Origin of the sequence: Bacillus cihuensis, from assembly GCF_000504145.1 — a bacterium.
Lineage (GTDB): Bacteria > Bacillota > Bacilli > Bacillales > DSM-1321 > Peribacillus > Peribacillus huizhouensis.
Genome location: NZ_KI632499.1, coordinates 80,577 through 107,198, shown reverse-complemented (window position 1 = coordinate 107,198; position 26,622 = coordinate 80,577). Strand labels below are relative to the sequence as shown.

At 37.1% G+C, this 26,622-nt stretch carries 18 protein-coding genes and 1 pseudogene; 10 read left to right on the top strand and 9 right to left on the bottom strand.

Annotation, left to right across the window (positions count from 1 at the left end):
• Positions 1–114 precede the first annotated feature (114 nt).
• Positions 115–1,578 carry an alpha-amylase gene (locus V179_RS0124775; protein ID WP_028393854.1) on the top strand — a complete coding sequence of 488 codons (1,464 nt, stop codon included), beginning with the start codon at positions 115–117 and terminating at the stop codon, positions 1,576–1,578.
• A gap of 83 nt (positions 1,579–1,661) precedes the next feature.
• Here V179_RS0124775 and V179_RS28695 read toward each other — a convergent pair whose 3' ends face one another.
• Positions 1,662–2,696, bottom strand: a complete 1,035-nt coding sequence (locus V179_RS28695; protein ID WP_034302579.1) for a hypothetical protein — start codon at positions 2,694–2,696, stop codon at positions 1,662–1,664.
• 249 nt (positions 2,697–2,945) lie between these two features.
• Between V179_RS28695 and pepT the strand changes: the two genes are divergently transcribed.
• The gene (gene pepT, locus V179_RS0124765) at positions 2,946–4,178 is read left to right on the top strand and encodes a peptidase T (protein WP_028393853.1); all 1,233 of its coding nucleotides are present in this window, start codon (positions 2,946–2,948) and stop codon (positions 4,176–4,178) included.
• 131 nt (positions 4,179–4,309) lie between these two features.
• Here the strand turns inward: pepT and V179_RS0124760 are convergent, their stop codons facing one another.
• Positions 4,310–4,633 (bottom strand): MGMT family protein, encoded by a 324-nt coding sequence (locus tag V179_RS0124760; RefSeq protein WP_028393852.1) that lies wholly within the window; start codon positions 4,631–4,633, stop codon positions 4,310–4,312.
• A gap of 269 nt (positions 4,634–4,902) precedes the next feature.
• Here V179_RS0124760 and V179_RS0124755 point away from each other — a divergent pair, with 269 nt between their 5' ends.
• The 3 genes from V179_RS0124755 (at position 4,903) to V179_RS0124745 (ending at position 9,336) form a co-directional block, all read left to right on the top strand.
• Positions 4,903–6,684, top strand: coding sequence for a sensor histidine kinase (locus tag V179_RS0124755; RefSeq protein WP_028393851.1), 1,782 nt, complete (start codon positions 4,903–4,905; stop codon positions 6,682–6,684).
• Positions 6,662–7,399, top strand: a complete 738-nt coding sequence (locus V179_RS0124750; protein WP_028393850.1) for a LytR/AlgR family response regulator transcription factor — start codon at positions 6,662–6,664, stop codon at positions 7,397–7,399. Before V179_RS0124755 ends, V179_RS0124750 begins: the two co-directional genes overlap by 23 nt.
• 131 nt (positions 7,400–7,530) lie before the next feature.
• Positions 7,531–9,336 carry a carbon starvation CstA family protein gene (locus tag V179_RS0124745; protein ID WP_028393849.1) on the top strand — a complete coding sequence of 602 codons (1,806 nt, stop codon included), beginning with the start codon at positions 7,531–7,533 and terminating at the stop codon, positions 9,334–9,336.
• 52 nt (positions 9,337–9,388) lie between these two features.
• On the opposite strand, the pseudogene pulA reads toward V179_RS0124745, so the two are convergent.
• Both pulA and V179_RS0124735 read right to left on the bottom strand, forming a co-directional pair.
• Positions 9,389–11,596, bottom strand: a pseudogene (pulA, locus tag V179_RS28690) (type I pullulanase); the annotation flags it as partial.
• 506 nt (positions 11,597–12,102) lie between these two features.
• Complete coding sequence (locus V179_RS0124735; protein ID WP_028393848.1) at positions 12,103–13,488, bottom strand: MATE family efflux transporter; 1,386 nt, start codon at positions 13,486–13,488, stop codon at positions 12,103–12,105.
• A 458-nt stretch (positions 13,489–13,946) separates the two neighbouring features.
• On the opposite strand from V179_RS0124735, the gene V179_RS0124730 reads away from it, so the two are divergent.
• Positions 13,947–14,654 carry a pseudouridine synthase gene (locus tag V179_RS0124730; RefSeq protein WP_028393847.1) on the top strand — a complete coding sequence of 236 codons (708 nt, stop codon included), beginning with the start codon at positions 13,947–13,949 and terminating at the stop codon, positions 14,652–14,654.
• A 143-nt stretch (positions 14,655–14,797) separates the two neighbouring features.
• Here the strand turns inward: V179_RS0124730 and V179_RS0124725 are convergent, their stop codons facing one another.
• The 3 genes from V179_RS0124725 to V179_RS0124715 form a co-directional block, all read right to left on the bottom strand.
• On the bottom strand, positions 14,798–16,102 hold the full coding sequence (locus tag V179_RS0124725; protein ID WP_028393846.1) for a sensor histidine kinase: 1,305 nt from the start codon (positions 16,100–16,102) through the stop codon (positions 14,798–14,800).
• Positions 16,103–16,466: 364 nt separating this feature from the next.
• Complete coding sequence (locus tag V179_RS0124720; RefSeq protein ID WP_028393845.1) at positions 16,467–17,336, bottom strand: DUF3298 and DUF4163 domain-containing protein; 870 nt, start codon at positions 17,334–17,336, stop codon at positions 16,467–16,469.
• A gap of 23 nt (positions 17,337–17,359) precedes the next feature.
• Positions 17,360–17,839: a sigma-70 family RNA polymerase sigma factor gene (locus V179_RS0124715; RefSeq protein WP_028393844.1), complete on the bottom strand. Its 480-nt coding sequence runs from the start codon at positions 17,837–17,839 to the stop codon at positions 17,360–17,362.
• A gap of 213 nt (positions 17,840–18,052) precedes the next feature.
• Between V179_RS0124715 and V179_RS0124710 the strand changes: the two genes are divergently transcribed.
• Complete coding sequence (locus tag V179_RS0124710; RefSeq protein WP_034302560.1) at positions 18,053–19,483, top strand: polysaccharide deacetylase family protein; 1,431 nt, start codon at positions 18,053–18,055, stop codon at positions 19,481–19,483.
• A gap of 320 nt (positions 19,484–19,803) precedes the next feature.
• Positions 19,804–21,486 (top strand): MFS transporter, encoded by a 1,683-nt coding sequence (locus tag V179_RS0124705; RefSeq protein ID WP_028393842.1) that lies wholly within the window; start codon positions 19,804–19,806, stop codon positions 21,484–21,486.
• 77 nt (positions 21,487–21,563) lie between these two features.
• Here V179_RS0124705 and V179_RS0124700 read toward each other — a convergent pair whose 3' ends face one another.
• Together V179_RS0124700 and V179_RS0124695 are read right to left on the bottom strand one after the other, a co-directional pair.
• Positions 21,564–22,976, bottom strand: a complete 1,413-nt coding sequence (locus tag V179_RS0124700) for an MFS transporter (protein WP_028393841.1) — start codon at positions 22,974–22,976, stop codon at positions 21,564–21,566.
• A 608-nt stretch (positions 22,977–23,584) separates the two neighbouring features.
• Positions 23,585–24,634, bottom strand: a complete 1,050-nt coding sequence (locus tag V179_RS0124695; RefSeq protein ID WP_028393840.1) for an NAD(P)/FAD-dependent oxidoreductase — start codon at positions 24,632–24,634, stop codon at positions 23,585–23,587.
• A gap of 187 nt (positions 24,635–24,821) precedes the next feature.
• Here V179_RS0124695 and V179_RS0124690 point away from each other — a divergent pair, with 187 nt between their 5' ends.
• Positions 24,822–25,667, top strand: coding sequence for an ABC transporter ATP-binding protein (locus V179_RS0124690; RefSeq protein ID WP_028393839.1), 846 nt, complete (start codon positions 24,822–24,824; stop codon positions 25,665–25,667).
• A complete protein-coding gene (locus V179_RS0124685) occupies positions 25,618–26,544 on the top strand; it encodes an iron-hydroxamate ABC transporter substrate-binding protein (RefSeq protein WP_028393838.1) in 927 nt (308 codons plus the stop codon). Before V179_RS0124690 ends, V179_RS0124685 begins: the two co-directional genes overlap by 50 nt.
• The last annotated feature ends 78 nt before the right edge of the window (positions 26,545–26,622 follow it).

Genomic DNA, 26,622 nt, shown 5'->3' with positions numbered 1-26,622 from the left:
TAGGGTACAATTTAAGGTAACTTGGTTCATGCAAAACCTATATGGCGTTAAAACGCCACCATCTACCATGAAGGATCAATCGTGTAGAACGAAGTGTCGAGACGGGGGATAATAATGAATCGGAATCATACAATGATGCAGTTTTTTGAATGGCATGTTGAGGCAGACGGTACACATTGGAAACGGCTAACTGAAGCCGCTCCAAAATTGAAGGAATGTGGCATAGACTGTATATGGATTCCTCCAATTACAAAAGGACAATCTGTTAAAGATAACGGTTATGGAGTATACGATGTTTACGACCTTGGCGAATTTAACCAAAGAGGAACGGTACGAACTAAATATGGCACGAAAGATGAATTGCACGAGGCAATCGCTACCTGCCATGATCACAAAATCAGTGTCTATGTCGATCTGGTCATGAATCATAAAGCAGGAGCAGATGAAACGGAAGTATTCGAGGTAATTGAAGTCGACCCATTCAATCGAAAAGATGAGATTTCCGAGCCATTTGAAATTGAAGGCTTTACAAAATTCACTTTTCCGAATCGTGGCGGTCAATACTCTACCTTCACTTGGAGCTATGAACATTTTAATGGTACCGATTACGATGCCAGAACTGGCAAGAGAGGCATCTACCGCATTTTACATAAAAAATGGAATGACAAAGTAGCTGATGAATTTGGAAACTACGATTATTTAATGTTTGCGAATATTGATTATGAGCACCCCGATGTTGTCCAAGAGATGATCTCATGGGGAAAATGGCTGATCGATACTGTTGGATGTGATGGGTTTAGATTAGATGCCATTAAACATATTAACTACGACTTTATTCGCGACTTTTCGAATACCATGCTTGAACATACTAAGGAAAATTTTTATTTTGTCGGGGAGTTCTGGAATCCTGATTTGGAAGCTTGCCGCTCCTATCTTGACCATACCGAATACAATATTGATCTCTTTGATGTGGCTCTTCATTATAAACTTTGCGAAGCTTCCAAAGCTCGGGGCAAATATAATCTCCAAACGATATTTGACGATACTCTCGTCCAATCCCATCCAATGAATGTCGTAACTTTTGTTGATAATCATGATTCACAACCTAACGAATCATTAGAATCATGGGTAGAAGATTGGTTCAAACAAGCTGCCTATGCAATGATTTTGCTTCGAAAAGATGGCTATCCTTGCGTTTTTTATGGCGATTATTATGGAATTGGGGGGCCTGAGCCCATCCCAGGAAAACAAGCAGACATCGATCCTCTTCTCTTTGCCCGTTATCATAAAGCATATGGCGATCAAGAAGATTACTTCGATCATAAGAATGTCATTGGCTGGGTTCGCCGTGGCGTTCGAGAAATTGAACATTCTGGCTGTGCTGTTATTGTTTCTAATGGTGATAGTGGTAAAAAAAGAATGTTCGTTGGTGAAGACCGTGCTGGTGAAGAATGGGTGGATCTGACAAATAATCGGCAGGATAGGATTACGATTGCAGATGACGGCTTTGCTGAATTCCCTGTTACTGGCGGAAGTGTCTCGGTTTGGGCGTTGGCTGAAGTGAGCAAAAAGGAGTAGAACTGATACTCTACAGTCATTTTGAGTATGAGGAAAAGGGGTTTCTCAAGGGTCAGACCCTTACGAGACCCCCTTCTTTCTCTCTAAAAAGAACCTTTCTTAGCATCTGCAATCTTACGCCAGTTTTCCAGTTTTGGATGATCATGCCCCATGAGCTTATAATAGCTGTATGCTAGCTGTTCTGATTCAATCATAATTGATTCAATGCCTTTTTCCATATAGCCGTCAATGAATGGTTTTGCCTTTTCAGTTAACTGGTGCGCTAGTGCTTCAATGAGAAAAGCTGCATCCTCTTCATACTCTAATGCATTAAATGCTTGCATCAGTTTTTGTACAGCCAAATCTGATTTAATCGTCCCAAGTATGGACGTTCCGTAAATAATGGCATCAGGATTCGTAATATAAAACGAAACCTCATTCACCACTTGATCGCTTTGAAAGCTGATCAGTACATCCGCTGTCACTTCCAATAATACATCATCTTCTCTCGTCAATAGGCCTGCGAGTAATGATAGATACTCATTCTTTCTGAGTACTCCTATTAAATAGACCGTAAAGATCCCTGCAAAATTGAAATAGTCCTCATTCAAATTTTCGTTTAATAAATGAGCAAGCTCCGCATCTGTAATCCAACCCTTTTTTGCGAGCACATCTGCTGTATGTTTCGTCTGTTGAAAAAGGGCTTCATTATATTCCTGGGAATGGTCTAATGCATCAAGTAACCGGCTATACTCCATCCATACTTGGCGCTCATCTCCATACAGGAGAATGTCATATAATCGAATGACATCCTCAGGTAAGAAAGCTGATAATTCTCCTTTGTACTTCATCGCTAACTCTGGCTTCACTACCGCAAATAACTGCTGATACATATGTAGCTGTTCTGGAGTTGCAGCTTTTGCTCCTTCTAATAGAATCCTTACTGCTTCTTCGTTCATTGGATGCTTTTTTAAATCCTCAAGCATAGAAATAGAATGAGTATCAACCATCCATTTAATCAGCTTTACCGTCCACTCTTCTGGAATATTTGGAAAATCACGCAATGCTTGTAAGACGAATTGCTTAATATGAATATCTTCGCTTAATAGGTGAGGTTGAATTTTTTCTAAAAAATGCAATAGTTCTGCTCCCTTCAATTGTAAATCGTACTACAGTTATAACATAGGAAGTGTAGAAATCCCATCACTGAACAATATCATTCACTTTTTGCTGAAGAACACCCGTTATAGAATAATCTTCGGTAACGTACTACCATTCATTCTCGTTCTGAAACTTTTTAAGTAAATGCTGTCTCAGAACCCCCTATGTGAACATGCAATCTAATCGTGATAAGATAATACTACATATCTAAAAGGAGCTGAACTAAAATGAACAAAGAAATCATTGAGCGCTTTACTTCTTATGTAAAAGTGGATACTCAATCCAATGAAGAAAGTCTATCTTGTCCGTCAACGCCTGGTCAACTGAAGCTGGGTCATATGCTTGTTGATGAGCTAAAAGAAATTGGAATGACAGAAGTGTCGATGGATGCCAATGGATATGTGATGGCAACTTTGCCTGCGAATTCATCGAAGAACATACCAACAATCGGCTTTTTAGCCCATCTTGATACAGCAACAGATTTCACAGGGAAAAATGTCTTGCCAAAGCTCGTTGAAAATTATGATGGAAATGATATTATCTTAAACGAAACCCTACATATCATCCTATCACCAAGAGATTTCCCTTCATTATCGAACTATAAAGGTCACACCCTCATTACAACAGACGGATCGACACTTCTTGGCGCTGATAATAAAGCGGGAATTGCCGAAATTATGACAGCCATGCGTTATTTAATTCAACATCCTGAAATTAAGCATGGGAAAATCCGTGTTGCCTTCACACCTGATGAAGAAATTGGACGCGGCCCTCATAAATTTGACGTCACAGCTTTTAATGCGAAATACGCGTATACAGTAGATGGTGGTCCACTTGGTGAATTGGAATATGAAAGCTTTAACGCAGCTGGTGCCAAAATTACCATTAAAGGTACGAATATCCACCCTGGTACAGCAAAGGGGAAAATGATCAATTCGATGAAAATTGCTATGGAGTTACAAAGCAAGCTGCCTGCTGAACAAACACCTGAGCTTACGGAAAATTACGAGGGCTTTTATCACTTACTTTCATTCCAAGGAGATGTTGAACAAACGAAGCTCGTTTATATTATACGTGACTTTGATAAAGTTGAATTCCAAGCGAAGAAAACGAAACTTGAAAACATCGTAAACGAATTAAAAGAAAAATACGGTGATAACAGCATTGTTCTCGAAATGACGGATCAATATTACAACATGAGAGAAAAAATTGAACCTGTCAAAGAAATTGTAGATATTGCTTATGAAGCAATGAAAAAATTAGATATCGAACCGAAAATCTCACCGATTCGAGGTGGGACAGATGGGTCTCAGTTATCCTATATGGGATTGCCTACACCGAATATCTTTACAGGCGGCGAGAACTTCCATGGAAAATATGAATTTATTTCAGTGGACAATATGATCAAAGCCGTAAACGTAATTGTTGGAATTGCTGAGTTATTTGAAAAGAAAGCGTAACAAGATAAAGAGGGTGCCCAAAGGGTCTGACCACGCTCGCTATACACCAAGTTCATAAGTAGTACTTACACTTAATTTGAACGGTATACCGCGGGGGCTGACCCTTTCTTTATGGAACCTTCCTTATTTTTTTAGTCTTCATACATGACCTCTGAATGGAACTGAAATTCCTGAAGATCAATGGAACCATCTATCCTGAATTCAACCCCTTCACTTTGTAGGGAAAGCTTTTGAATCTGAAAATGCTCATCATCTTTTATACCTATCAAGCCTTTCGAATTAACGACTCGATACCATGGCAGACGATGTTTTTCGCTCATAGAGTGAAGGATTCTGACAACCTGCCGCGCCCCTCGTGGACTACCAGCTAATTTAGCAATTTGGCCATAGGTCATCACATTACCTTCTGGAATATTTTGAATAATCGAGATAACTTTTTCAGTAAATGGTTTCATGTTCTTCCTTTCATTATTACTCTGATTAATCATAGATTTATATGAAAGAGTGTGGAACTTCTCCTTCGCTTTATTGGGAAAAATTTTTCATACTACTATAGTATACTAGCTCTTATTAGATAACAGCCTCGTTTAAGAAGTTAATTGATATGCTTATTATTAATTATCATCTTTAGTGTGTGTAAAAAATCCCTTATAATGAGGTGGAAAAGGTGAATTTATTTCCATAATCATACTCGTGTTTGAATAATAATAAAGGAAGGATGACAATGTTCAATTTAGCACCATTAATGCTTGAAAAAGTCGGAATTATTGTTATTGTTGCTTTTCTATTCGCACAAATGAAATCGTTTCGCCAAATTGTACAAAATGAGCATAAAACAAATGAGAAAGTCATGCTCATTTTGCTATTCGGGGCATTCGGAGTCATCAGCAACTACACAGGCATTGAAATTCATCATAACACCATCGCGAAAGCTGAATGGCTTTCAGAAATAGACCCAGAAAGTGCCCTGGCCAATACTAGGGTGATGGGTGTCGTCATTGGTGGGTTGCTCGGTGGTCCTACCGTTGGTATTGGAGCAGGTCTAATTGCAGGTATCCACCGGTATACACTTGGAGGATTCACAGCATTTTCTTGTGCACTCTCTACGATCTTGGCTGGAATTGCTGCTGGATATTTTGGCAGAAAGCGAAAGCAAAATGGGAAAAAAATAACATCTACTTTTGCCGTCTTAATTGGAATGACAGTAGAAACTGGACAAATGTTGATTATTTTACTAAGCGCTAAGCCGTTTGAGCATGCATTAAGTCTTGTTCAAATTATTGGCTTTCCCATGATTGTCGTCAATGGATTCGGTACATTGCTGTTTATGTTCATTATTCAATCGATGATGCGTGATGAAGAACGTGCACGTGCAAACCAAACTAACCAGGCCTTTCATATTGCCGATCAAACTTTGCCATTCTTTCGACAAGGTTTAAACATTCGATCCTGCAAGGAAATATCAAAAATTATGCTGAAATTGACAGATGCCGATGCTGTTGCGATAACAGATGAACATCAAGTCCTTGCCCATGTTGGGGAAGGTTCAGACCATCATATACCTAAGTCGCAACTTGCTACAGGTTTAACCAAACGAGTCCTTGGAAGCGGCACCATTTCTGTTGCAAGATCAAGAGAAGAAATCTTCTGCTTTCATAATCATTGTTCGTTACAAGCCGCCATCGTCTTACCTTTAAAGGTGCAAAATAAAACCGTAGGTACTTTAAAAATGTACTTCACCCAACCAGATAAGTTAGACAAGGTGCAACAGCAGTTAGCAGAAGGTTTAGCTAACTTATTCTCAACACAATTAGAACTTGCTGAGGCAGAGAGACAAATGAAACTGTTGAAAGATGCAGAGATTAAAGCTTTACAAGCACAAATTCATCCGCATTTTTTATTTAACAGTCTGAATACAATTTCCATATTATGCCGAACAGATGTAAGTAAGGCTCGAAAATTACTTCTTGATCTAAGTTCATTTTTTCGGGGCAATTTACATGGGGCGAGACAGATGCTCATTCCCTTAGACAAGGAATTAGAAAATGTTAAAGCATACTTGTCATTAGAGCAAACTAGGTTCCCAGACAAGTACAACATTGAACTTCAACTAGAACCTGGACTAGAAAAAATACTTATCCCGCCATTTACATTGCAGCCTATCGTTGAGAACTCCATTCATTATGGCTTTAAGAAAAGCAAGGATGAAGGTAACATCACCATTCAAATTTTCACTAAAAATAATACGATGCGAATTGTTGTCGCAGATAACGGAAATGGAATTCCAGCAGAAAAGATTAAATTACTCGGTAAACAGATTATGCAGTCAAAAAAAGGGACAGGCACTGCCATTTTTAATATAAGTCAGCGGCTAAATGGCATCTATAATGGTCAAGCTAGTTTAGCTATAAACAGTGAAGTAAATGTTGGGACAACCATTACGATTTCCATCCCTCTTGATAGTAAAGGAGTTTTTGATCAAAATGTTGAAAGCCTATATAGTTGATGATGAACCATTAGCAAGAGATGAATTGAAATATCTACTTATTCGAAGCAAACAAGTCGAAATCTTAGGTGAAAGTGATTGTCTCGAAGATGCAATTGTAGATATTCCTAAGTTAAAACCAGATCTAGTATTCTTAGATATTGAACTTGCTGAAGATAACGGCTTACAGCTAGCCAGGCATATTCTCACCCTAGATCCATTACCAGCCATTGTCTTTGCAACAGCCTATGACGAATATGCACTACAAGCCTTTGAATTGAACGCATTAGACTATTTATTAAAACCATTCGATGAAAATCGGATTCAAAAAACATTGGAGAAAATCCAGCATATGCAAAGAATAGGTGAAAAGGAAAACAACTCTCACCTTATATTGAAAAAAGATCATAATGGGAAAATTGCTGTCCTAGTTGATGAAAGATTTGTTTTATTAACATGTGATGACATTGTTTTCATAGAGTCATCTGAAGGAAAATCCATTATCCAAACGACGGAACAAACATACAAAGTCAACGAGGCATTGGTCGTTCTCGAAAAAAAGCTAATTGGGGGCAAATTTATCCGAGTTCATCGCAGTTTCATCGTGAATATAGACCATATTATCGAAATTGAGCCATGGTTTAATTCTACCTATAATTTAATTATGAAAGACAGTTCGAAAGTTCCTGTGAGCCGTACCTATGTAAAGGAATTGAAGCATCTTCTTGGTTTCTGAATATTTTGTAGCTCACCTTTCCATTTCTGCAACTCAACTTTCTATTTTTGTATTTCAAATTGAAAGGCTCTTATTTTTGTTTTTATTTAGTATGATGGGACTAGAGCATTAAGGAATGGGGGAACAGAAAAATGAATGCGATTACAATTGTTATTGGTTCTATCTGCATACTCTTAATTGTATACCGTTTATATGGTACATTCATGGCGGCCAAGGTTTTGAAGCTTGATGATTCAAAGCCGACACCTGCTCATAAATTAAAAGATGGGCAAGATTATGTACCTACTAATAAATGGGTTACGTTTGGACACCATTTTGCAGCGATTGCTGCAGCGGGACCGTTAGTTGGACCAATATTAGCAGCTCAATTCGGTTATTTACCAGGATTGCTTTGGCTTCTAATTGGGGCAGTAGTCGGTGGAGCTGTCCACGATATGGTTGTTCTCTTTGCTTCGATGCGAAGAGATGGAAAATCATTATCAGAAGTAGCAAAAGAAGAGCTTGGGCCTGTTGCGGGTTTCTGTACTGGCTTAGCAATGTTATTCATCATTACCATTACTATGGCAGGACTTTCATTAGTAGTTTTGAGCGCATTAGAAAGAAACCCATGGGGTACATTCGCTGTCGGAATAACGATTCCGATTGCAATGGGGGTTGGCTTGTATCATAAAAAAACAGGTAACTTAAAGGTGGCGACGATTGTAGGTTTTGGCCTCATTATGGCTGCTATCGTCTTTGGGCCAAATATTCAAGGCACGGCATTTGGCGATTTGTTAACATTTGAAAAAAGCACACTTGCTCTTATTCTACCAATCTATGCATTCTTTGCAGCCGCTTTACCAGTCTGGTTATTGCTAGCACCACGCGATTATTTAAGTACATTTATGAAGATTGGTGTATTCGCAGCATTAATCCTTGGCGTATTCTATGTAAATCCCGCTGTTCAATTCCCAGCATTTACGGAATTTATTAATGGCGGTGGGCCAATTATCGCAGGACCTGTTTGGCCATTCATCTCCATTACGATTGCTTGTGGAGCAATCTCAGGCTTCCATGCATTCGTTGGTTCTGGTACAACACCGAAAATGATCAATCGTTGGAGTGATATTAAAGGTGTTGCTTTTGGGGCCATGCTTGTTGAATGCTTAGTTGCGATTATGGCTTTAATTGCTGCAGTTTCCCTGCAACCAGGAGATTATTTCGCAATCAACTCAACACCAGAGAAATATGCAACACTAGGAATGGAAACGGTTAACCTTGATAAACTGAGTGAAGAAGTTGGGATGGATCTCGAAGGAAGAACAGGTGGAGCCGTTACACTCGCTGTCGGGATGACATACATCTTTACGGAAATTCCAATTTTCGAGAAAATGGCATCCTACTTTTATCAGTTTGTTATTCTATTCGAGGCTGTCTTTATTTTAACGGCTATCGACTCAGGAACTCGAGTTTCACGTTATTTGATTCAAGATTTCCTTGGAGACTTCATTAAACCGTTAAAACGGACAGATTCACTTCCTGCTAATATTTTTGCAAGTGCGCTAGCATGCTTTATCTGGGGATATCTCCTTTTCTCCGGTGACATTAGTTCCATCTGGGCGTTATTCGGAGTATCGAACCAATTAATGGCTGCTATCGGGCTTATTGTCGGTGCAACTGTAGTTCTTAAGATCGCTGACAAGCGTTGGTATATGTTAACATGTCTGGTTCCACTGGCTTACTTGTATGTAACAGTTAACGTCGCAGGGTACTGGATGATTACAAATGTATACTTAAACACAGAAAACGCTGGATACAGTGTGTTAAATGGAATCCTTTCTATCATTATGCTAATTCTAGGTCTTGTAATCATTATTGCTTCCATTAACAAATGGACTCAACTATGGAAAATTCCACAAACCGTATTAGTAGAACGGTCAAAAACGGAAGCTTCCTAATAATATAAGTAGGGGATGTCCCTTTTGGGACATCCCCTACTATATTCTACATTCACTTTGTTTCCAGCACAAAAGTAGTTAATGCTGGAACTGTAATTTCATTGGATTGGATTTTTGCAATTGTTTTTGTTCCAGCTTTTTGTCCATTTACAAGCAGAGAGAATTTCCCGTAATTTGGCAATCTTAGATTGATGGCCTGCATGTTTGCGTTATGAACGACAGTTAGTACGGTTTTTGACTTTTTTTCCGGACTTGTTAAAGTATAAGCAATTACATTTTTCGGTGCTTCCAAGAAAGTCAAATGTTGATGAATTTCCTCCGCTGTTCCAAGGCGAAATGCAGGATATTTTCCCCTTAAATGAATAAGACCTTTCATATATTCAACTTCTTGATGGTATTCCGCTCTCCGCTCCCAATCAAGTTGATTGATTGTGTCTGGCGACTTATAGCTATTATGATCTCCGCCTTTTGTACGCATAAATTCCTGACCAGCATGAATAAACGGAATTCCTTGCGAAGTGAGAATAATCGATGATGCTAGCTTATGCATTTGTTTCCGTTCCTCTTCTGTAGCATCAAGATTCGTTAACGCAAGCTTATCCCAAAGAGTGTGGTTGTCATGGGATTCTACATACGTTACAACTTGACCCGGATCAAGATAACTGTCCATACTTTTGGCAACAATACCTTTTTTAATCGTTTCTTCAAGCCCAGATTTCCCATTTACAAAACCTGCATCACGTTCTTCAAAAACACTTCCCTTTAAGCCATCGCGAATCTGATCATTAAAATGAGCGATTCGAGGCATCGCAGCTGCATTCTTTTGGTTTGCTTTCTTCTCGGCAGCTAGTGGAGTGTTTAAGTCCCAGCCCTCACCAATTACAATGATGCTTGGGTCAATTTTATCCAAAGCCAAACGCACTTCATTCATCGTTTCAACATCGTGTATGCCCATTAAGTCAAAACGAAAGCCGTCAAGATGATATTCCTTTGCCCAGTAAGTAACTGAATCGACAATGAATTTGCGCATCATTTTACGTTCAGAGGCTGTATCATTGCCAACACCAGATCCATTTGCTAATGTTCCGTCTTCGTTATAACGGAAGTAATATCCTGGCACTAATCGGTGGAAATTCGATTCACTAACAGAATACACATGGTTATACACAACATCCATAACAACACGAAGATTCTGCTTATGAAGCGCTTGAATCATTTGTTTCACTTCAGTGATTCGCACCTTTGGATTATATGGATTTGTTGAATAAGAACCCTCTGGTGCATTATAATTCTTCGGGTCATAGCCCCAATTATATTGCGGCACATCCAGCTTTGTTTCATCAACAGTTTCATAATCGTACATAGGAATAAATTGAACATGAGTAACGCCCAAGTCTTTAATATGACTAAGACCCGTTTTCACACCTTTTGGACCCTTTGTGCCCAGTTCGGCAACTCCCAAATATTTCCCTTTTTGCTTAATCCCGCTTTCTTCTTGGATCGATAAATCACGAATATGAAGCTCATAAAAAATAGCATCCTCTGCTTTTTTCAAAGCTGGTTTCTTAGTTGACCAATTCTTTGGATTTGTACTTGTTAAATCCACAACCACGCCTTTTTCACCATTTACGGTAACGGCACGTGCATACGGATCGACTGCTTCTGACCACTTGTCACCAATCCTCACTTTATACGTATAAACCAACCCATCCTGGTTTCCTTGCATTTCAAATTTCCATGTTCCCTTTTCCGCCTGTTTCATGGTTATTTCTTTTCCCGTTTGGTCGTCCCATTTGTTATATATAACAAGCTTAGCCTCGCTTGCAGTAGGTGCCCAAAGCCGAAAAGCAGTCATGTTTTTGGCGTACACACTCCCTAAATCATTCCCATCGTAATAAAAGAGGCGATCAAATTCTTCTGAACGAATCACTGTACCCATCTCTACAGTCGAAGTTCCGAAGTGTTGCTTCGATACTTTATACGTTTTTTTCAAATCAAGATTTTCTTCTGTTATTATTTTTATTTTGTTTGTCGTTGTTTCACTTTGATTATGGGCTTGAATTTCCTTAATTTGTACTCCTTCAAAAGTGATTCCAGCAAATTTCCCATCACTTAATGAAAATGGAAAATTAGTTTCTAACGTAATTTCATTCATTTTATCTATTATTGCACTGACGATTTTTGGCGTACGGTCTATTTGTGATGAGTTATAATACACCAGTTCAACCCCTCGTGTAATCCAAATTTCCTCCGGTCCTTCTACCTTTCATTTCGTAATAATGCATTCATTGAATTCCCTAAGTCAATCGTTACGTTGACGAAATTCAATACCTTTCCAAATTCAAGTTCATCTTATCCATCAGCCTACCCAAAGATTCCGCTTTTTCTTGGTTTACAGTTTCTTGATTTTAGACCGTTGTGTTTTGGTAGCAAACGTTTGCACAGAATTGCTAGAAAAAACAAAGTGTAATCTGTCCATCGTTGACATTTGCACTTTTATTACCCTAATATTGCCCCTTTCCAATTTTTTAAATATTCTATATTTTAATTATAATCAAAATATTGAAATTTGCATATGGTGATTTTTAAATAACTAACTTTAGTAGTAGTACGTTTATAAGATCGTTGCTGCTCTAAAAATGGGCCAAAAAGCAAAGAGTCTGACTCCGCAACGACTAAATTCAGTATAAGATACGTGTAAGAACACGACATCCTGATTTAGAGTGCGAGGTCAGACCCTTATGAGACGCCCTCATTGCTTCATTTTTATGGAGAAACAACTGGTTCTATCTTTATGTCATCTTGCTTTACGAGCGCATGCTTCTCCCATTTCCGGCTCTTCCATCTGAAAAACATAATGCATGCTCGTGTCCACTCGTCAGCAGCAATGGCAAGCCAAATTCCTGGTAAACCAAGACCGAGGTGGAAGACAAAGAAATATCCTAGCGGAAGACTCATTCCAACCATTGAAAATGCGCCTATCAAGACGGGATATTTAGCATCCCCTGATGCACGTAATGAATTAATTAGAACAATGTTTATCGTACGACCCGTTTCAAGCAGGATACTTAAAAGCAAGACACTTGCACCCATTCGAATAATTTCAGGATCATCAGAGAATAGGCCCATCAATGGTTTTCGAAGTAGAATAACAAGCATAACCATAGATAAAGTAACGACTAATGCCCACTTCACGCTTTTCCACACCCGGAAGTACGCGTCATCTTTCCGATTTCCACCGACATAACGACCGACTATAATTGACGTTCCCATTCCAATAGCCATAGCAAACAAGTATATGAACATAGAGATATTTGTAGCATATTGTCTTGCAGCTAGAGAACTAGCACCAAGATACGTTGCATAATATAAGAACACGATTTGACACGTTTGATACATGATCTGCTCAAAGGCAGATGGCAAACCGATTTGTAGTATTTTACGAATGTACTCCCACGATAAAGAGAAATAATACTTAAGTTTCACGCGAACTTCCATCACTTGATACAGAAGCCAAAAGAATACAAGCAACGCAAGGAATCGGCTAATGACTGAAGAAATAGCCGCACCTTGAACACCTAACTCAGGAAACCCAAACTTCCCGAAAATGAGTGCATAATTTCCTATTATATGAATCACGTTCATTCCAAGGGAAACAAACATTGCTTCCTTCGTAAAACCATGAACCCGAATTATGGCAGCTAATGAATTAATAATTGCTTGTAGGAAAATAGCTCCTCCAACAATCTTCAAATAACTATGAGCATAAAAGAGGATATCCCCCGATAAGTTCAAACCTTGCATCAATCTCTCACTATAAAAAACAAAAACAATACTTATCAAGATACCAACTATTAAATTAAGGACAACTGCAATTGCAGATATTTTAGCAGCTTCCAAAATTTTTCTTGAACCGATATACTGAGCAATAACGATGGCAGCACCATTACCAATCACTTCTAAAATAAGGATAGCGATATGGAGATATTGATTGGCAGCACCTACACCAGAAACTGCATCATCAGAAATTGCACTCAACATAAACGTATCGACAATCCCCATTAACATGAATAGAAATATCTCTAAAAAAATAGGCCATGTAAGCGAGAATAGATTAAGATCTTTCTGTATCTTCGATGATTGTTTTACCAAAAATTCACCTTCTTACTCTCTATACTTTATTAAACAAATAGTATCGTATCACAGTTGAATTGCAGTTACACGAACTTTTTGAAGTGTTAACAAAACATTATGATTATTATCAAGATAGAGGGTGTCCCCAAAGAAGGGACAGACTCCGCAACGGCTAAATACAGTATAAGATAAAGAGATGAAACACGATATACTGAATTAGAGTGCGAGGTCAGACCATTATGCCCACATCCTCAACCTTTATAATAATTTTTATGGTGATTTTTTCATACTAAAAAGTGAATTTTCAATCAGTGGGTTACTGCCCCATTAATACGGGATAAACTAAGATCTTTCATCCTATATGTATAGATCGGAAATGGGAAGGAAATTGAAGATTATTACGTACTACCTTGTGCAAAGACATGCATTTGCGTTATCTTAGAATCACAAATCTAAATATAAAGGTGTGCGTACTTTTGCGAATTAACAAGTATATTAGCGAGTCTGGGATTACATCAAGACGAGGTGCCGATAAGTGGATTGCTGAAGGCAAAGTAACAATTAATGGCGTCACCGCTGAGTTAGGCAGCCAGGCTCAGCCAGGAGACGATGTGCGAGTGGATGGAAAACCGGTTATTATCGAACAACAAGGAATATACCTTGTCCTCAATAAGCCAGTTGGTATTACAAGCACTACTGAAAAACATATCAAAGGAAATATTGTAGACTTCGTAAACCACCCATTGCGCATTTTTCATATAGGTCGACTTGATAAAGATTCCGAAGGATTAATCTTACTCACGAATGATGGCGATATCGTAAATGAAATTCTACGCTCTGAAAATAAACATGAGAAAGAATATATTGTACAAGTAGACAAACCAATTACAGACTCATTCTTAAGGAATATGGCTTCAGGCGTAGAAATCTTAGATACTAAGACACTTCCATGTAAGGTCACTCAACTTGGTAAAAACCGTTTCAAAATTATTCTAACACAAGGTTTAAATCGACAAATTCGTCGTATGTGTTCTGTACTCGATTATCAAGTAGTAAGTTTGCAGCGGATTCGAATCATGAATATTAAGCTAGGCGAACTTGCAGTTGGCCAGTGGCGTGATCTTACTAAGACTGAAAAAGAGCAATTATTCTCCGAGCTTAACTACACGCCTCGAAAACGATAATTCTATAAAAAGAAAGGTGTCCTCAAACAAAGGGTCTGGCTCCGCAACAAATACATACCGTATAAGGTATGTGTATGAAACAAGACATATTATATTGATTTAGAGCGCGAGGTCAAACCCTTATGAGACACCCTTTTTCACGATTATGACTTAGGTATATAACATGTAACAACTATTTCACGATCCAGTACATGAAACTTAATCTGTCCATCATATCTTTTAACAATTTCCTTTACGATAAATAACCCCTGTCCTCTTATCTTGCCCGCCTTTTCTTTTTTAGTTGAAAAGCCTCTTTCAAAAATATTGTCGATCACCTTTTCATCCACATCATGTCCGGTATTCGTTACTTCAAAAAAATATTGACTGTTACTTACTTTACAGGCTACTTTAATTCTCCGATCAGACTCTGGCAATTCTATTGTAGCTTCAATCGCATTATCGATTAAATTAGACATAATTTTTATCAAATCAGTTGATTTAATTTTTGAAAACGAATCATCGCAAATATCAAACGCAATTTCAATGGAATGGTTATTCGCAGTAATTCTTTTTGTTTCAATTAATACAGATAGTCCAGGGTTATTGACATTCAATTTAATATTCTCAATCGCATGTACTTCTTTAAAGAGATACGTTAAATACTCTAAAGCTTGTTCATGATTGCCCAGTTTCAACAAACCGTGGATGACTTGAATATGGTTTGAAAAATCATGACGTAAAGACTGCACAGAAGAGATTAAAGAACGGAACTCCGATTGATACGTTACTTCTGTCTCTCCCACTTCTTTTTTCAACTCTTTTTGATACCACTTTTCGATGATTAAAAAGGATAAGAGCAAGACAACTACGAATAGGCCATTAAAAATCAGCATATATGAATTGTTTTTTATTACATCATCACCGATATTATTGAGCACTTGTGTACTTATATCAATGCCTAGAAAGCCGATTATCTCATTTTGGTTATCAATAATTGGCACCCCGACGGAAAGATATTGTCCATATACCGGATCATTAATAACGCCCGTATAATACGTTTCCCCCTCATATGCTAGTGATACCTGCTTTTCTGGTACAGTACATTCTAAGCCTATTTCTATATTGTCTGACTTTAACATCCCTGGTACCATTACTCTCGAAACTCTAGGATTATCGACGGCTAGTGAATAGAGATGTAAAGCACCGATTTTTTCTTTCGCATCATTAAAGTATTCATTGATAGCATGATACTCTTTTCCTTTTACCGGATTTTCAAGAAACTTCTTGTACAGCTCTATATCCATGGAAGCTGCGATGCTCTTTGCTGTCTCAACATTGTGGACAGCAATCGATTCTTCTATTGTCTTTTTAATAGTAAGATAAGATGCAAGTATATTCACACCCGTGAAGAATATGACTAAAAATAGGGCCAATCCAAAAATCAATTTTATCTTTGTCTTTTTCATAAGAAAGTTTTTTCCAACCTTTATTATGGATTTCTTGAGCAGAGCGAAACATCAATCAGTTGGGGTTTTCTTCACCCCCACCTTCGTTTCTTCGAGTCCTCTTAGCCTTGAGGTGGGCGGTCTTACTGCCTGTTAATGCGGGATAAATTACCCTATATCAACTTAATGATATCGTACGTTTATTCTACTATACTTTAAAAGGGTTACATAACAAAAAAAGGATTATCTATAAAATCAAATTTTTTTCATTTTAATAAGATTACTAGCTTTTAAAGCCGTCTAATAATATGGAGAGTAATAAATTGAAAGGAATACAAAGAGGGGAAATGGAAGAATAGAATCTTCTATCCTTCCACTGAAATTATTACTTAATATACTCTTTTCCGACAAGAATATCCGAAATTTCATCTGTCGGAATGATAAATTCTACTGGTCCCATATAGCCTGGTGCTACCTCATATTGATCAAAGGCGATAACGAGCTTGTTCTGTTCATTAATGTAGAATTTTTGATTTCTATCAATTTTTTCAAATCTTACCGGATCGTCTTCACTAACCCAATAGATTTTATTCGGATCACTTTTCATCTGCTCAGCTATCTGAGCTTTGATATTTTCACTTAATACATCTATATAGCTTTCATTTTTAAATAAACTTTTTAAGGTGAGTAAGACTTGATTTTTTTTATCTACCGTATCGAACTGCATTTCCGTAGAAGAAGATGCCTGGGTAATGACGTTATAGCGGCGAATTGAGAATATGGAATCATTGTCAGTCAGCACTTCATACCCACTAGTGACAGCCATATTTGCATTTTCTCCTTCTTTCAGTTCTGCCAACGTCTTTGTAAACTCTTGATACAATTGCTTACTTTCTGCAATATATTTTTCATTCAATGAAGCTTCCAGACCTGAATTGTCCAAACCAGAAATCGCAGGAACTTTAATATCCATACTTGCTTGGTTATCCTTCTCTTCTTTCCACTCCTGAAATGTGATTACATCAATGACCTTGCCTATAATCGGAATATTAGACATCGCATTAGCAGCCGAAGGACTCGAATTGACCGTTGCGATTAACAAAATAGCGGCAGCCACTGTACCTATTGACCATTTATACGCTACCTTCCTTTTTTTAGTGGAAGTTTGAAGCGCTCGGTTTACAACATCATCCAACTCCTTTGGAATAGGTATGTCCATATAATGATCTTTTAATTTTTCCAACTTTTTATCCATTTTCTATGGCCTCCTAGGATCAATTAATCCATTTTAATACGTAGTAATTCTAGTGCTTTATACAATCTCGTTTTAATGGTATTAATGTTTTCTCCTAAAATTATTGCAATTTCTTCTAGCTTAAGATCTTCAAAATAACGAAGGATGATGATCGATTTATATTTAACTGGTAAATCGTCAATCGCCTTTTGTAAGTCTATATTTTGATAGTCATCCTCATGGCCTTGACTGAAAAACTCTAAAGTATCCACATCTGCAAGTGTCACTTTCTTATGTTTACGCAAAAAATCCAATGCAGTATGAACAATAATCTTATAAAACCAGCTGTTAATCGACTGAGAATCATTAATCTTGTCGACCGAGATTAATGCCTTTTTAATGGACTCTTGAATAATATCAAGGGCATCATCTTTATTTTTTACATAACTATAAGCAAGCCGGTAGTAGTTTTCCTTTTTTTCAGTTATTGTTGTAATAAGTAATTGACGGATATCCTGAACCATTACATGAAAGAGCTCCTTTTTCTTGAAGTTGGTACGTACCATTTAGTGTTACATTGGATAGACGTGTGAAAATCTAAGAAAGTTTGTACCACCAACAAAAAAAGATTGGCTAAATTTACATATTAAAAAAGTAAGAAATTTGCAGTTTTTTGAAACAAATCTTTTCCTCTAAACGTCTATCTGATAGACTAATAGTATAAGGGGACTCGTATTATGAAAATAAAAATAGACCAATTAAAAAGAATTAAATTTAAACGTGTTTTTACATTATTAGTATGTATATTCGTACTAGTTTTATCCATAAGATATGTCATTTCTGAAAAAGCTCAGGCCACAATTAAAAAAGAACCAGAAATTAATTCAGACAGAAAATACCCTACGGTAGAGATACAAACATTGATTAAAGACCAAACCCATGGCGGATATTCCGTAAGTTATCCATCATTACATATAAAAAAAATTGATCAATCGTTAAAAACATATGTAAAAAAAGAGATTGCCAACTATCAGCAAACGCTTGCACAGAATGCTATCTCGAAAAACATCTCAACAGAATTAACAATTACATATGATATTACACATTATAGTGAGCAAACGGTAACCATTCTATTTAACAAGTATATATTTACAGGTGGTAAATGGGGAGAACCATCCATTCAAACATTTACCTTCGATCTTCCTTCAAAAAAGCAGATTTCACTACAAGATATTTTCTATGAAAATAGTGATTATTTGAACAGCTTATCAATGATTGCTTTTACTGAATTGAAGCAGAATAAAAATCTTACAGAATTAGAACAGTTAAAAGAAAAAACGAAACCATCGATTGAAAATTTCAGCGAATTTTCTTTGCTCGAAAATACGATCGTCTTATACTTCCAGCCATTTCTAAAGCCAACTGGCTATTCTGAACCACAATCAATCGCAATAAAAAAAGAAATATTCGATTCAATATTGCTAGATCAATATAAAAACACCGAAGCGAATAAAAACAAAATTAAAGAAACGCCTCCAAGCCATATCGTGACGGAAATTCCAAATTCAAGTGGGATTGATCCAACAAAAAAAGTCATTGCTCTTACCTTTGATGACGGTCCAAGTAAAGGACCAACAACTTTAATCCTGGATGCATTGAAAGAATCTGACAGTCACGCCACGTTCTTTGTACTTGGAAGTCGTGTTCAATATTATCCAGAAATCATTCAAAGAATGCTTGAGGAAGGCAATGAGGTTGGCAATCACTCTTGGGACCATCCCCAGCTGTCTCGCTTGACCGAAGAGCAGGTACAACACCAAATTTTAGACACTCAAGCGATCATTAAAAAAGTAAGCGGTCATGAACCTATTCATCTTCGTCCACCTTATGGCGCGATTAACGATAACGTTCGGCAGTACTTAGGGGGGGGATTGAGCGTTACTTTGTGGAATGTCGATACAGAAGATTGGAAATCACGAGATAAAGACCAGATTGTCCAGTCAGTGATGAGCAAAGTTGCAGACGGCAAGATTGTCCTTATGCATGATATTTATGCTACGAGTGCCGAAGCTGCCATCGAAATCATTAAACAGCTTAAAGCTCAAGACTATCAATTAGTGACAATTTCCGAGCTTGAAGAAGTGAAGAAACAGCGGCAAGAAGCTTAGCTATACCTAACAAAGGGTAAAAACACAGCATACTATTTACGTTGAGCCTATCCCGTATTCCTGCCATACCATATAATAAATGCCTCGCCTAGATTTGTGGCGGGGCTTTCATTTTGCTAAAACTGATCAATCAGTGAGGGGTTCTTCATCCTACCGAATGTTAGTTCTATTCTCTATATGTACTCTATTGTAGTGTTGAAAACTGTACCTCCCTTTCATTCATATTTCAAGGCAATTCTATTGTAAAAATTTCTACGAATCTTTTGACTAGGTTATCCGTATTAATCATTAGGACAATAGATTTTGAAAGGAGTTACTTTATGGAAAACATCTTTCTATTTTCACTCATTATTGGGATAGTATCTTCACTTATCCTAGTACCCATTTACAAACGGGAAAAATCAAATGAAAATGAGGATAAACAGCTAAAATTAGGAGCCTTAATAGCCACTTTGATCCTGTTAGTACTAATTATGTTTTCATTCTATTATCTAAGTAATCTGGATAGGAATCTATCTTCTTTATGGTTGTTAGCCATTATTATTACCGCTTTGGGCGCAGTACTTGCAACCGGTAAGGAAAGAATCATTAAAGCCATTCTATTCGCTGGAAGTCTTATCCTCGCAGCCTTTTTCCTAACCGCAGGTCTGTTTAATGCCGATGAAAAGTATGACCAGGCAAAGATGGAAGAGAAAGTCGAAATCAAAACGTTTGATGAAAAGGCGACGCCTGCAAGTGTTCCACCACAATTTGCACGCAACAAAATGAGAAAGGCATTCGGCCAAGTTCCAAATACAAGCTATTTCGAGCTCGGAAGACTACAAATTCAAAAAGTAAACGGGGATTATGTATATATTGCGCCGGTTGAATTTTCAGGATTTTTCAAATGGTGGAAAGGAGAACAAACACCTGGCTACTTTATTTTAAGCGCTACTGATTCTACAGCCAATCCTAAATTCATAAAGGAAGAGATGATTTACACTCCCTCCTCTTATTTCAATAAAAATATTGAGCGTCATATTCGAATGCAATATCCGAAACATATCTTTTATGGAGAGGCACAATTAGAGATTGATGATGAGGGGAAACCTGTTTACGTACGTTCGTTTGGTGACTTTATTTCTGCTCGGAATGGATTTACTGTAAAAGGCCTAGTTGTTGTAAATCCTAAAACGGGGAAAACGACTGCATATAATTTAGCTGATGTCCCAGAGTTTATAGATGGCGCTGTTTCACCTGAAGTAGTCAGCTTACAAAATAGTTATTTCGGCAATTATGTACATGGTTTTTGGAATAGCAAATTTGGTAAATCGGATGTAAAACTTCCATCAGATGAAGGTACAGTAGCCAATGTAACACCGATTTTTAGTGAAGATGGAGATATGTATTATTTCACTGATTTCACAAGTCCAAAAGAAGGCGTGGATTCCATGCTCGGTTACTCACTTACAAACTCAAGAACTGGAATAGCGACGTACTATACAGGCAATCTTGAAGAATCGTACATGGATTCACAAGGAGCTTTGCAAATTATCGAAAAGAAATTTATTGAAAAGAAATGGCATGGAGAGATGTCAGTTCTTTATAACTTCTACGGCGAAGCAAGCTGGTTAACACCTGTACTTGATTCTAATGGTTTTCTACAAAATTACTTTATCGTATCTGCAGCTAATCCGGAAATTTCCACATATGGGATCACTCCAAACGAAGCATTAAAACAATATAAGACAGCCTTGCAAAGAGGTGGAGGTACTGTCGATGGAAGCTCAAAAGCAGAAGAAAAGCAGTTAAGTGGAACTGTCGTAAGAGTCTATAAAGAAAAGTCTGGGGACTTCACTGTTGTTTCTTTTTTATTAGACAACCACCAAAGCTATATGATTTCTTCTGAAAAAAATCCGAAGTCCATCTACTTAAAAGAAGGAGATAAGGTGAACATTACCTATTTAGCGACGGGTGAAGATTTCTTGCCTGTGAAAAGTCTAATAGTTGAAGGACTGGACTAATCTTATCCCTATAGAAATGCAAAACACGATGAAGCTATCAAAGCCTTCATCGTGTTTTTATTGATAATTTAGTTGATTTAATTTGAAGCTTTTCTTTTTTCAGCCAAATCAACAGCAAGTTGAAGCGTACGTTTCTTACTCAACGGATATAAAAATGTTAAAATTAAGAACACAATTAGAAGGATGACCGCCGGCACTAAAGTAGCTAGTGCATGAATACCATCTAATGCGCCTTGTGTTTGCGCTTCACGAGCTGCATCATATCCAACAGCTGCAATCGCAAAACCACCAAGACCACCAGCAATGGCTTGCCCTACTTTACGAGCAAATGAATAGATCGAGTAAACGGTTCCATCTTCACGTAATCCTGTTAAATATTCATGATAATCAATTACGTCTGTTACGAATGCCCAAACTACTAAATTAAAGAATCCATATCCGAACATTGCAACAGCTAATAGAGAAATAAATTGAGTCGCAGATAAGTTAGGTAAGAAGTATAAAAGAGCATATACAGCGGCTGCCAATAACACACCTGCTGCTGCTACTTCTTTTTTGCCAAACCTAGCAACTAATGGTTTCACCATTGGCATAGCAATAAATGTAGTAGCTGTTCCAACAAAACCTACGATACTTAATGCTGCAGCCGTACCAAAATAATCTTTAAATAAATACACGTTAACTGCGCCCGTAAGCATGAAACACACTAAAAATATTAGAGCCATAGCAAGAAGCCAAATTAACGGTTTGTTTTTCATAAGACCTTTTAATGTTTGACCTAAATTACCTTTTGGCTTTTCAGTTTCAGGTGCGACAATACGTTCAGTTGATAATTTATAACATGCCATATAACAAGAGATAGAAAGAATACCAAAGATAATGGCTCCCATTAGAAAACGGCCTGAATCTGCTTTATTATCTACAAATAAGATCAATGGACCAACTACATTAATAATTAGACCTGCCAACGCACCACCCAAAGCTCTGAAAGTAGATAAAGTTGTACGTTCAACTGGATCACTTGTGATGACAGATGCCATCGAACCATAAGGAATATTAACAGTACTATATAAAGTACCCCAAATGATATAAGAAGCAAAAGCATATGCCAGGTAAAAACCATCAGACATTCCTGGAATATGAACAAACATTAATATCCCTGAAATAACAAGCGGGAATGACATTCTGAAAATCCACGGTCTAAATTTACCGTTTTTACCCGCTTTCCTTGTGTCAATGAAACGTCCCCACGTAACATCCGCTATCGCATCCCATAAACGAGCAACTAAAAAGAGTGTACCAACTATTCCCGCATTAATATGGAAAACATCTGTATAATAAACCATTAAGAATGAAGAAACAAGAATAAAGAAGAAATCATTCCCGAAATCACCAAACAAATAACCAAGTTTATCTCTCATACCAAATTTTCTACTTACCCCATTTGTTGCCCCTGTTTCTTCAACTAATTTTCTGGCAGCCTGGCCCATTTTTACCCCTCCATTTAAAAGCATAATTCCCCAATCAATATTGGCAAATCCCCAATTTTCTATAAGTAGTTTGAAAATCTCTACTAAATCAGGAATTTACAACATATGGATCTCCATTTCCCTTTAAAGACTGTTCTAAATTAATAATTGGAAGCCTTTTCAAAAAGTATTAAAAAATTTTTATTACATCTCGAGATTCGCAGGTAATTAGTTTAATAAACTAATTAATTTCTGTATGAGTAGAATATCACCCTTCATTCACTTCCGTCAACATTTTTTTGTAAGCGCTACAAAAATATTTTCTAGGACTATATTCCTATTCTTAGAATATAATTGATCCTTTTGATTGGATCATTTAGATCAGGATATGTTAAAAACACACTGTTGCTTTTGGCATACCTAGCTCCACAGAAAGCGAACGCCTAATCTGAAAAGCAGCAAGCGAGCTTCTGATAGCTAAAAAAGTACCTTTGCATAATCTTAACCAGTAAAATATAGATGAGGAGACCATCTCATACATATGGTGTCTGACATATTGGCATTTAAGACGGCCTCCTCTATTTATCTTAACAATTATATATCTCGTTAAAAGATACTAAAACAATGATTTAATAAATCAATTGTTTAATTAAATCCCTATTCCGTTTTTTAAAAATTTCATTATGTGAAGAGACCATCGCACTTTTACTAGCGTCAGGTTGAATGAATCGCTTAGCCTTGTTAACGGCGTTTGCTGCATCTTGGAAAGCACCAGCAATTAAATGAACTTTTCCTTCATAATGAAGAATATCACCAGCGGCATATAATCCATCTATTGAGGATTCGCTCGTAGCATTACCTGCAATATAAAAATTCTCTACTAAATCAATATTTAATGGACTATTTCCAAGTAGTGCCGAATCACGTTCATAACCATGATTAATGATTACATCATCAATGGACAAATGTGAAACATTGCCTGTTTCGGAATTCGTCAATTCAACACGTTCTATTACTTCATGATTCTCACTAGCCATTAGCTTGGTAATAGATGTATTATAAAAACATTCTGTGGAACTTTGCATTAATTGTGTGACTTGTGCTTCGTGACCTGTAAATGTATCTTTCCTATATGTGATATACACTTTCTTTGCAATAGGCTCTAGCTCATTTGCCCAATCTATGGCAGAATTCCCTCCGCCTGAAATAATGACTGTCTTATCTTTGAATCGTTTCAAAGACTTTACTGTGTAATGTAAATTCGATATTTCAAATCGTTCTGCGCCTTCAATTTGTAACTTTTGAGGATTCAATATGCCACCTCCAACAGCCACAATGACTGTTTTTGAGAAATGCCTTTGACCAGAAGTAGCTTCTAAGACAAAAAAACCTTCTTCATTACGTGTGATTGACTCTACCTTTTCATTCAAGACAACTTCAGGGCTAAATGTTAATCCTTGCTTAACAAGTTGTTCGATCAATTTTTCTCCCGGAATGGGTGCCAGACCTCCAACATCCCAAATCATTTTCTCAGGATATACATGTATTTTCCCACCTAATTGTGGTTGGAATTCAATAATCTTCGTTTTCATTTCTCTAAGTCCACTATAAAAAGTTGAATAAAGCCCTGCTGGACCTCCTCCAATGACAGTCACATCAAATAATTCCGGTTGTTCCATCGCAATTCACTCCTCAGCATCTAATTATAACTGATTATCATTCTCATTTAAAGATACATCCTATTTATTATTTTTACAATAGAAATAATAGTTGACAGCATAAATATATAGACTTATATTAGGGTTGTACTTTGAAAATGATAATCATTATCATATATACTTAGATGTTCCAAAAGGAGGTTTCATCGTGGCACGTCTATATACAGATGACCTAAATATTGGTTATGGAGAACGGTTAATTGTAAAAAATCTCAATATAGTCATTCCCGATAAAAAAATTACTACCATTATTGGTTCCAATGGATGTGGAAAATCAACACTGCTGAAAGCCATTACTCGAATCATTTCACACCAGTCTGGAACGGTTGTATTAGATGGGGAAAATATCTCAAAGGAGAACACAAAAGTACTTGCAAGAAAAATGGCGATCTTGCCGCAAACACCAGAAAGTGCTAGCGGATTAACAGTTGGCGAGCTAGTATCTTATGGCCGTTTCCCTTATCAAAAGGGCTTTGGCCGCCTAACTAAAAAGGATTATGAAGTCATTGATTGGGCTCTTGAAGTTACAGGAACGAAGGACTTTAAATACCGTTCGGTAGATGCACTATCAGGAGGTCAGCGTCAACGCGTGTGGATTGCAATGGCTCTTGCACAGGAAACCGAAATGATTTTTCTAGATGAACCAACAACTTATTTAGATATGGCACATCAGTTAGAAGTTTTGGAACTTTTACAAAAACTAAATCAAGATCAAAAGCGCACAATTATTATGGTCCTACATGACTTAAACCAAGCTGCCCGATTTGCTGACTATATTATTGCTTTAAAAGATGGGGAAATCGTAAAAGCAGGAAGTTGTGAAGAAATTATCACCCATGATGTGTTAAGAAAAGTATTTCAAATCGATGCTGAAATCGGCAGAGACCCAAGAACTAATAAACCAATGTGTTTAACTTATAATTTATTAAAAGGAGATTCATATCATGAAGAAATTATACTTTCCGATTATCCTACTACTATTGCTAGTTATTAGTGCTTGTAGTAATAACACAACACAAGATGAGAGTAAAAAGGACGAGAATCAAGAAAAAAAGCCGGAAACCATTACATACGAATCTGAAAATGGACCGATTGAAGTCCCAGCTGATCCACAACGTGTAGTCGTGCTGTCAAGCTTTGCTGGAAATGTCATGTCATTAGGCGTTAACCTTGTAGGTGTTGATGAATGGTCTAAAATGAATCCAAATTTTGAAGAAAAACTTAAAGGCGTCGAAGTAGTAACAGATGAAAGCTTGGAAAAACTTATTGAATTACAACCAGATTTAATTATCGGTTTAGACAATGTTAAAAATATTGATAAACTACAAGAAATTGCCCCAACTGTTGTTTACACATACGGAAAAGTGGATTATTTAACACAGCATATTGAAATTGGTAAACTGTTAAATAAAGAAAAAGAAGCACAAGCTTGGGTGGATGATTTCAAACAACGGGCACAAGCTGCTGGAAAAGAAATTAAAGCTAAAATTGGTGACGACGCGACTGTTTCTGTCATTGAAAACTGGGATAAACAACTATATGTTTACGGCGATAATTGGGGGCGCGGAACTGAAATATTATATCAAGAGATGAAATTAAACATGCCAGAAAAAGTTAAGGAAACTGCATTAAAAGATGGTTGGTATGCATTGTCCTTAGAAGTACTTCCAGAGTTCGCAGGTGATTACGTCATTTTAAGCAGAGACTCTGAAACAGACAATTCATTCCAAGAAACAGATACGTATAAAAACATTCCAGCTGTTAAAAACAATCGAGTATTTGAAGCAAATTCAAAAGAATTCTACTTTAATGACCCACTAACTTTAGAATTACAATTAGACTTCTTTAAAAAATCATTTCTAGGTAACTAATTTTTTTGAAAGAGGATATCCCATAAAGAAAGGGTCAAAGCCCTATTACTGGGACATCCTCTTTCATTTTAAAAAAGG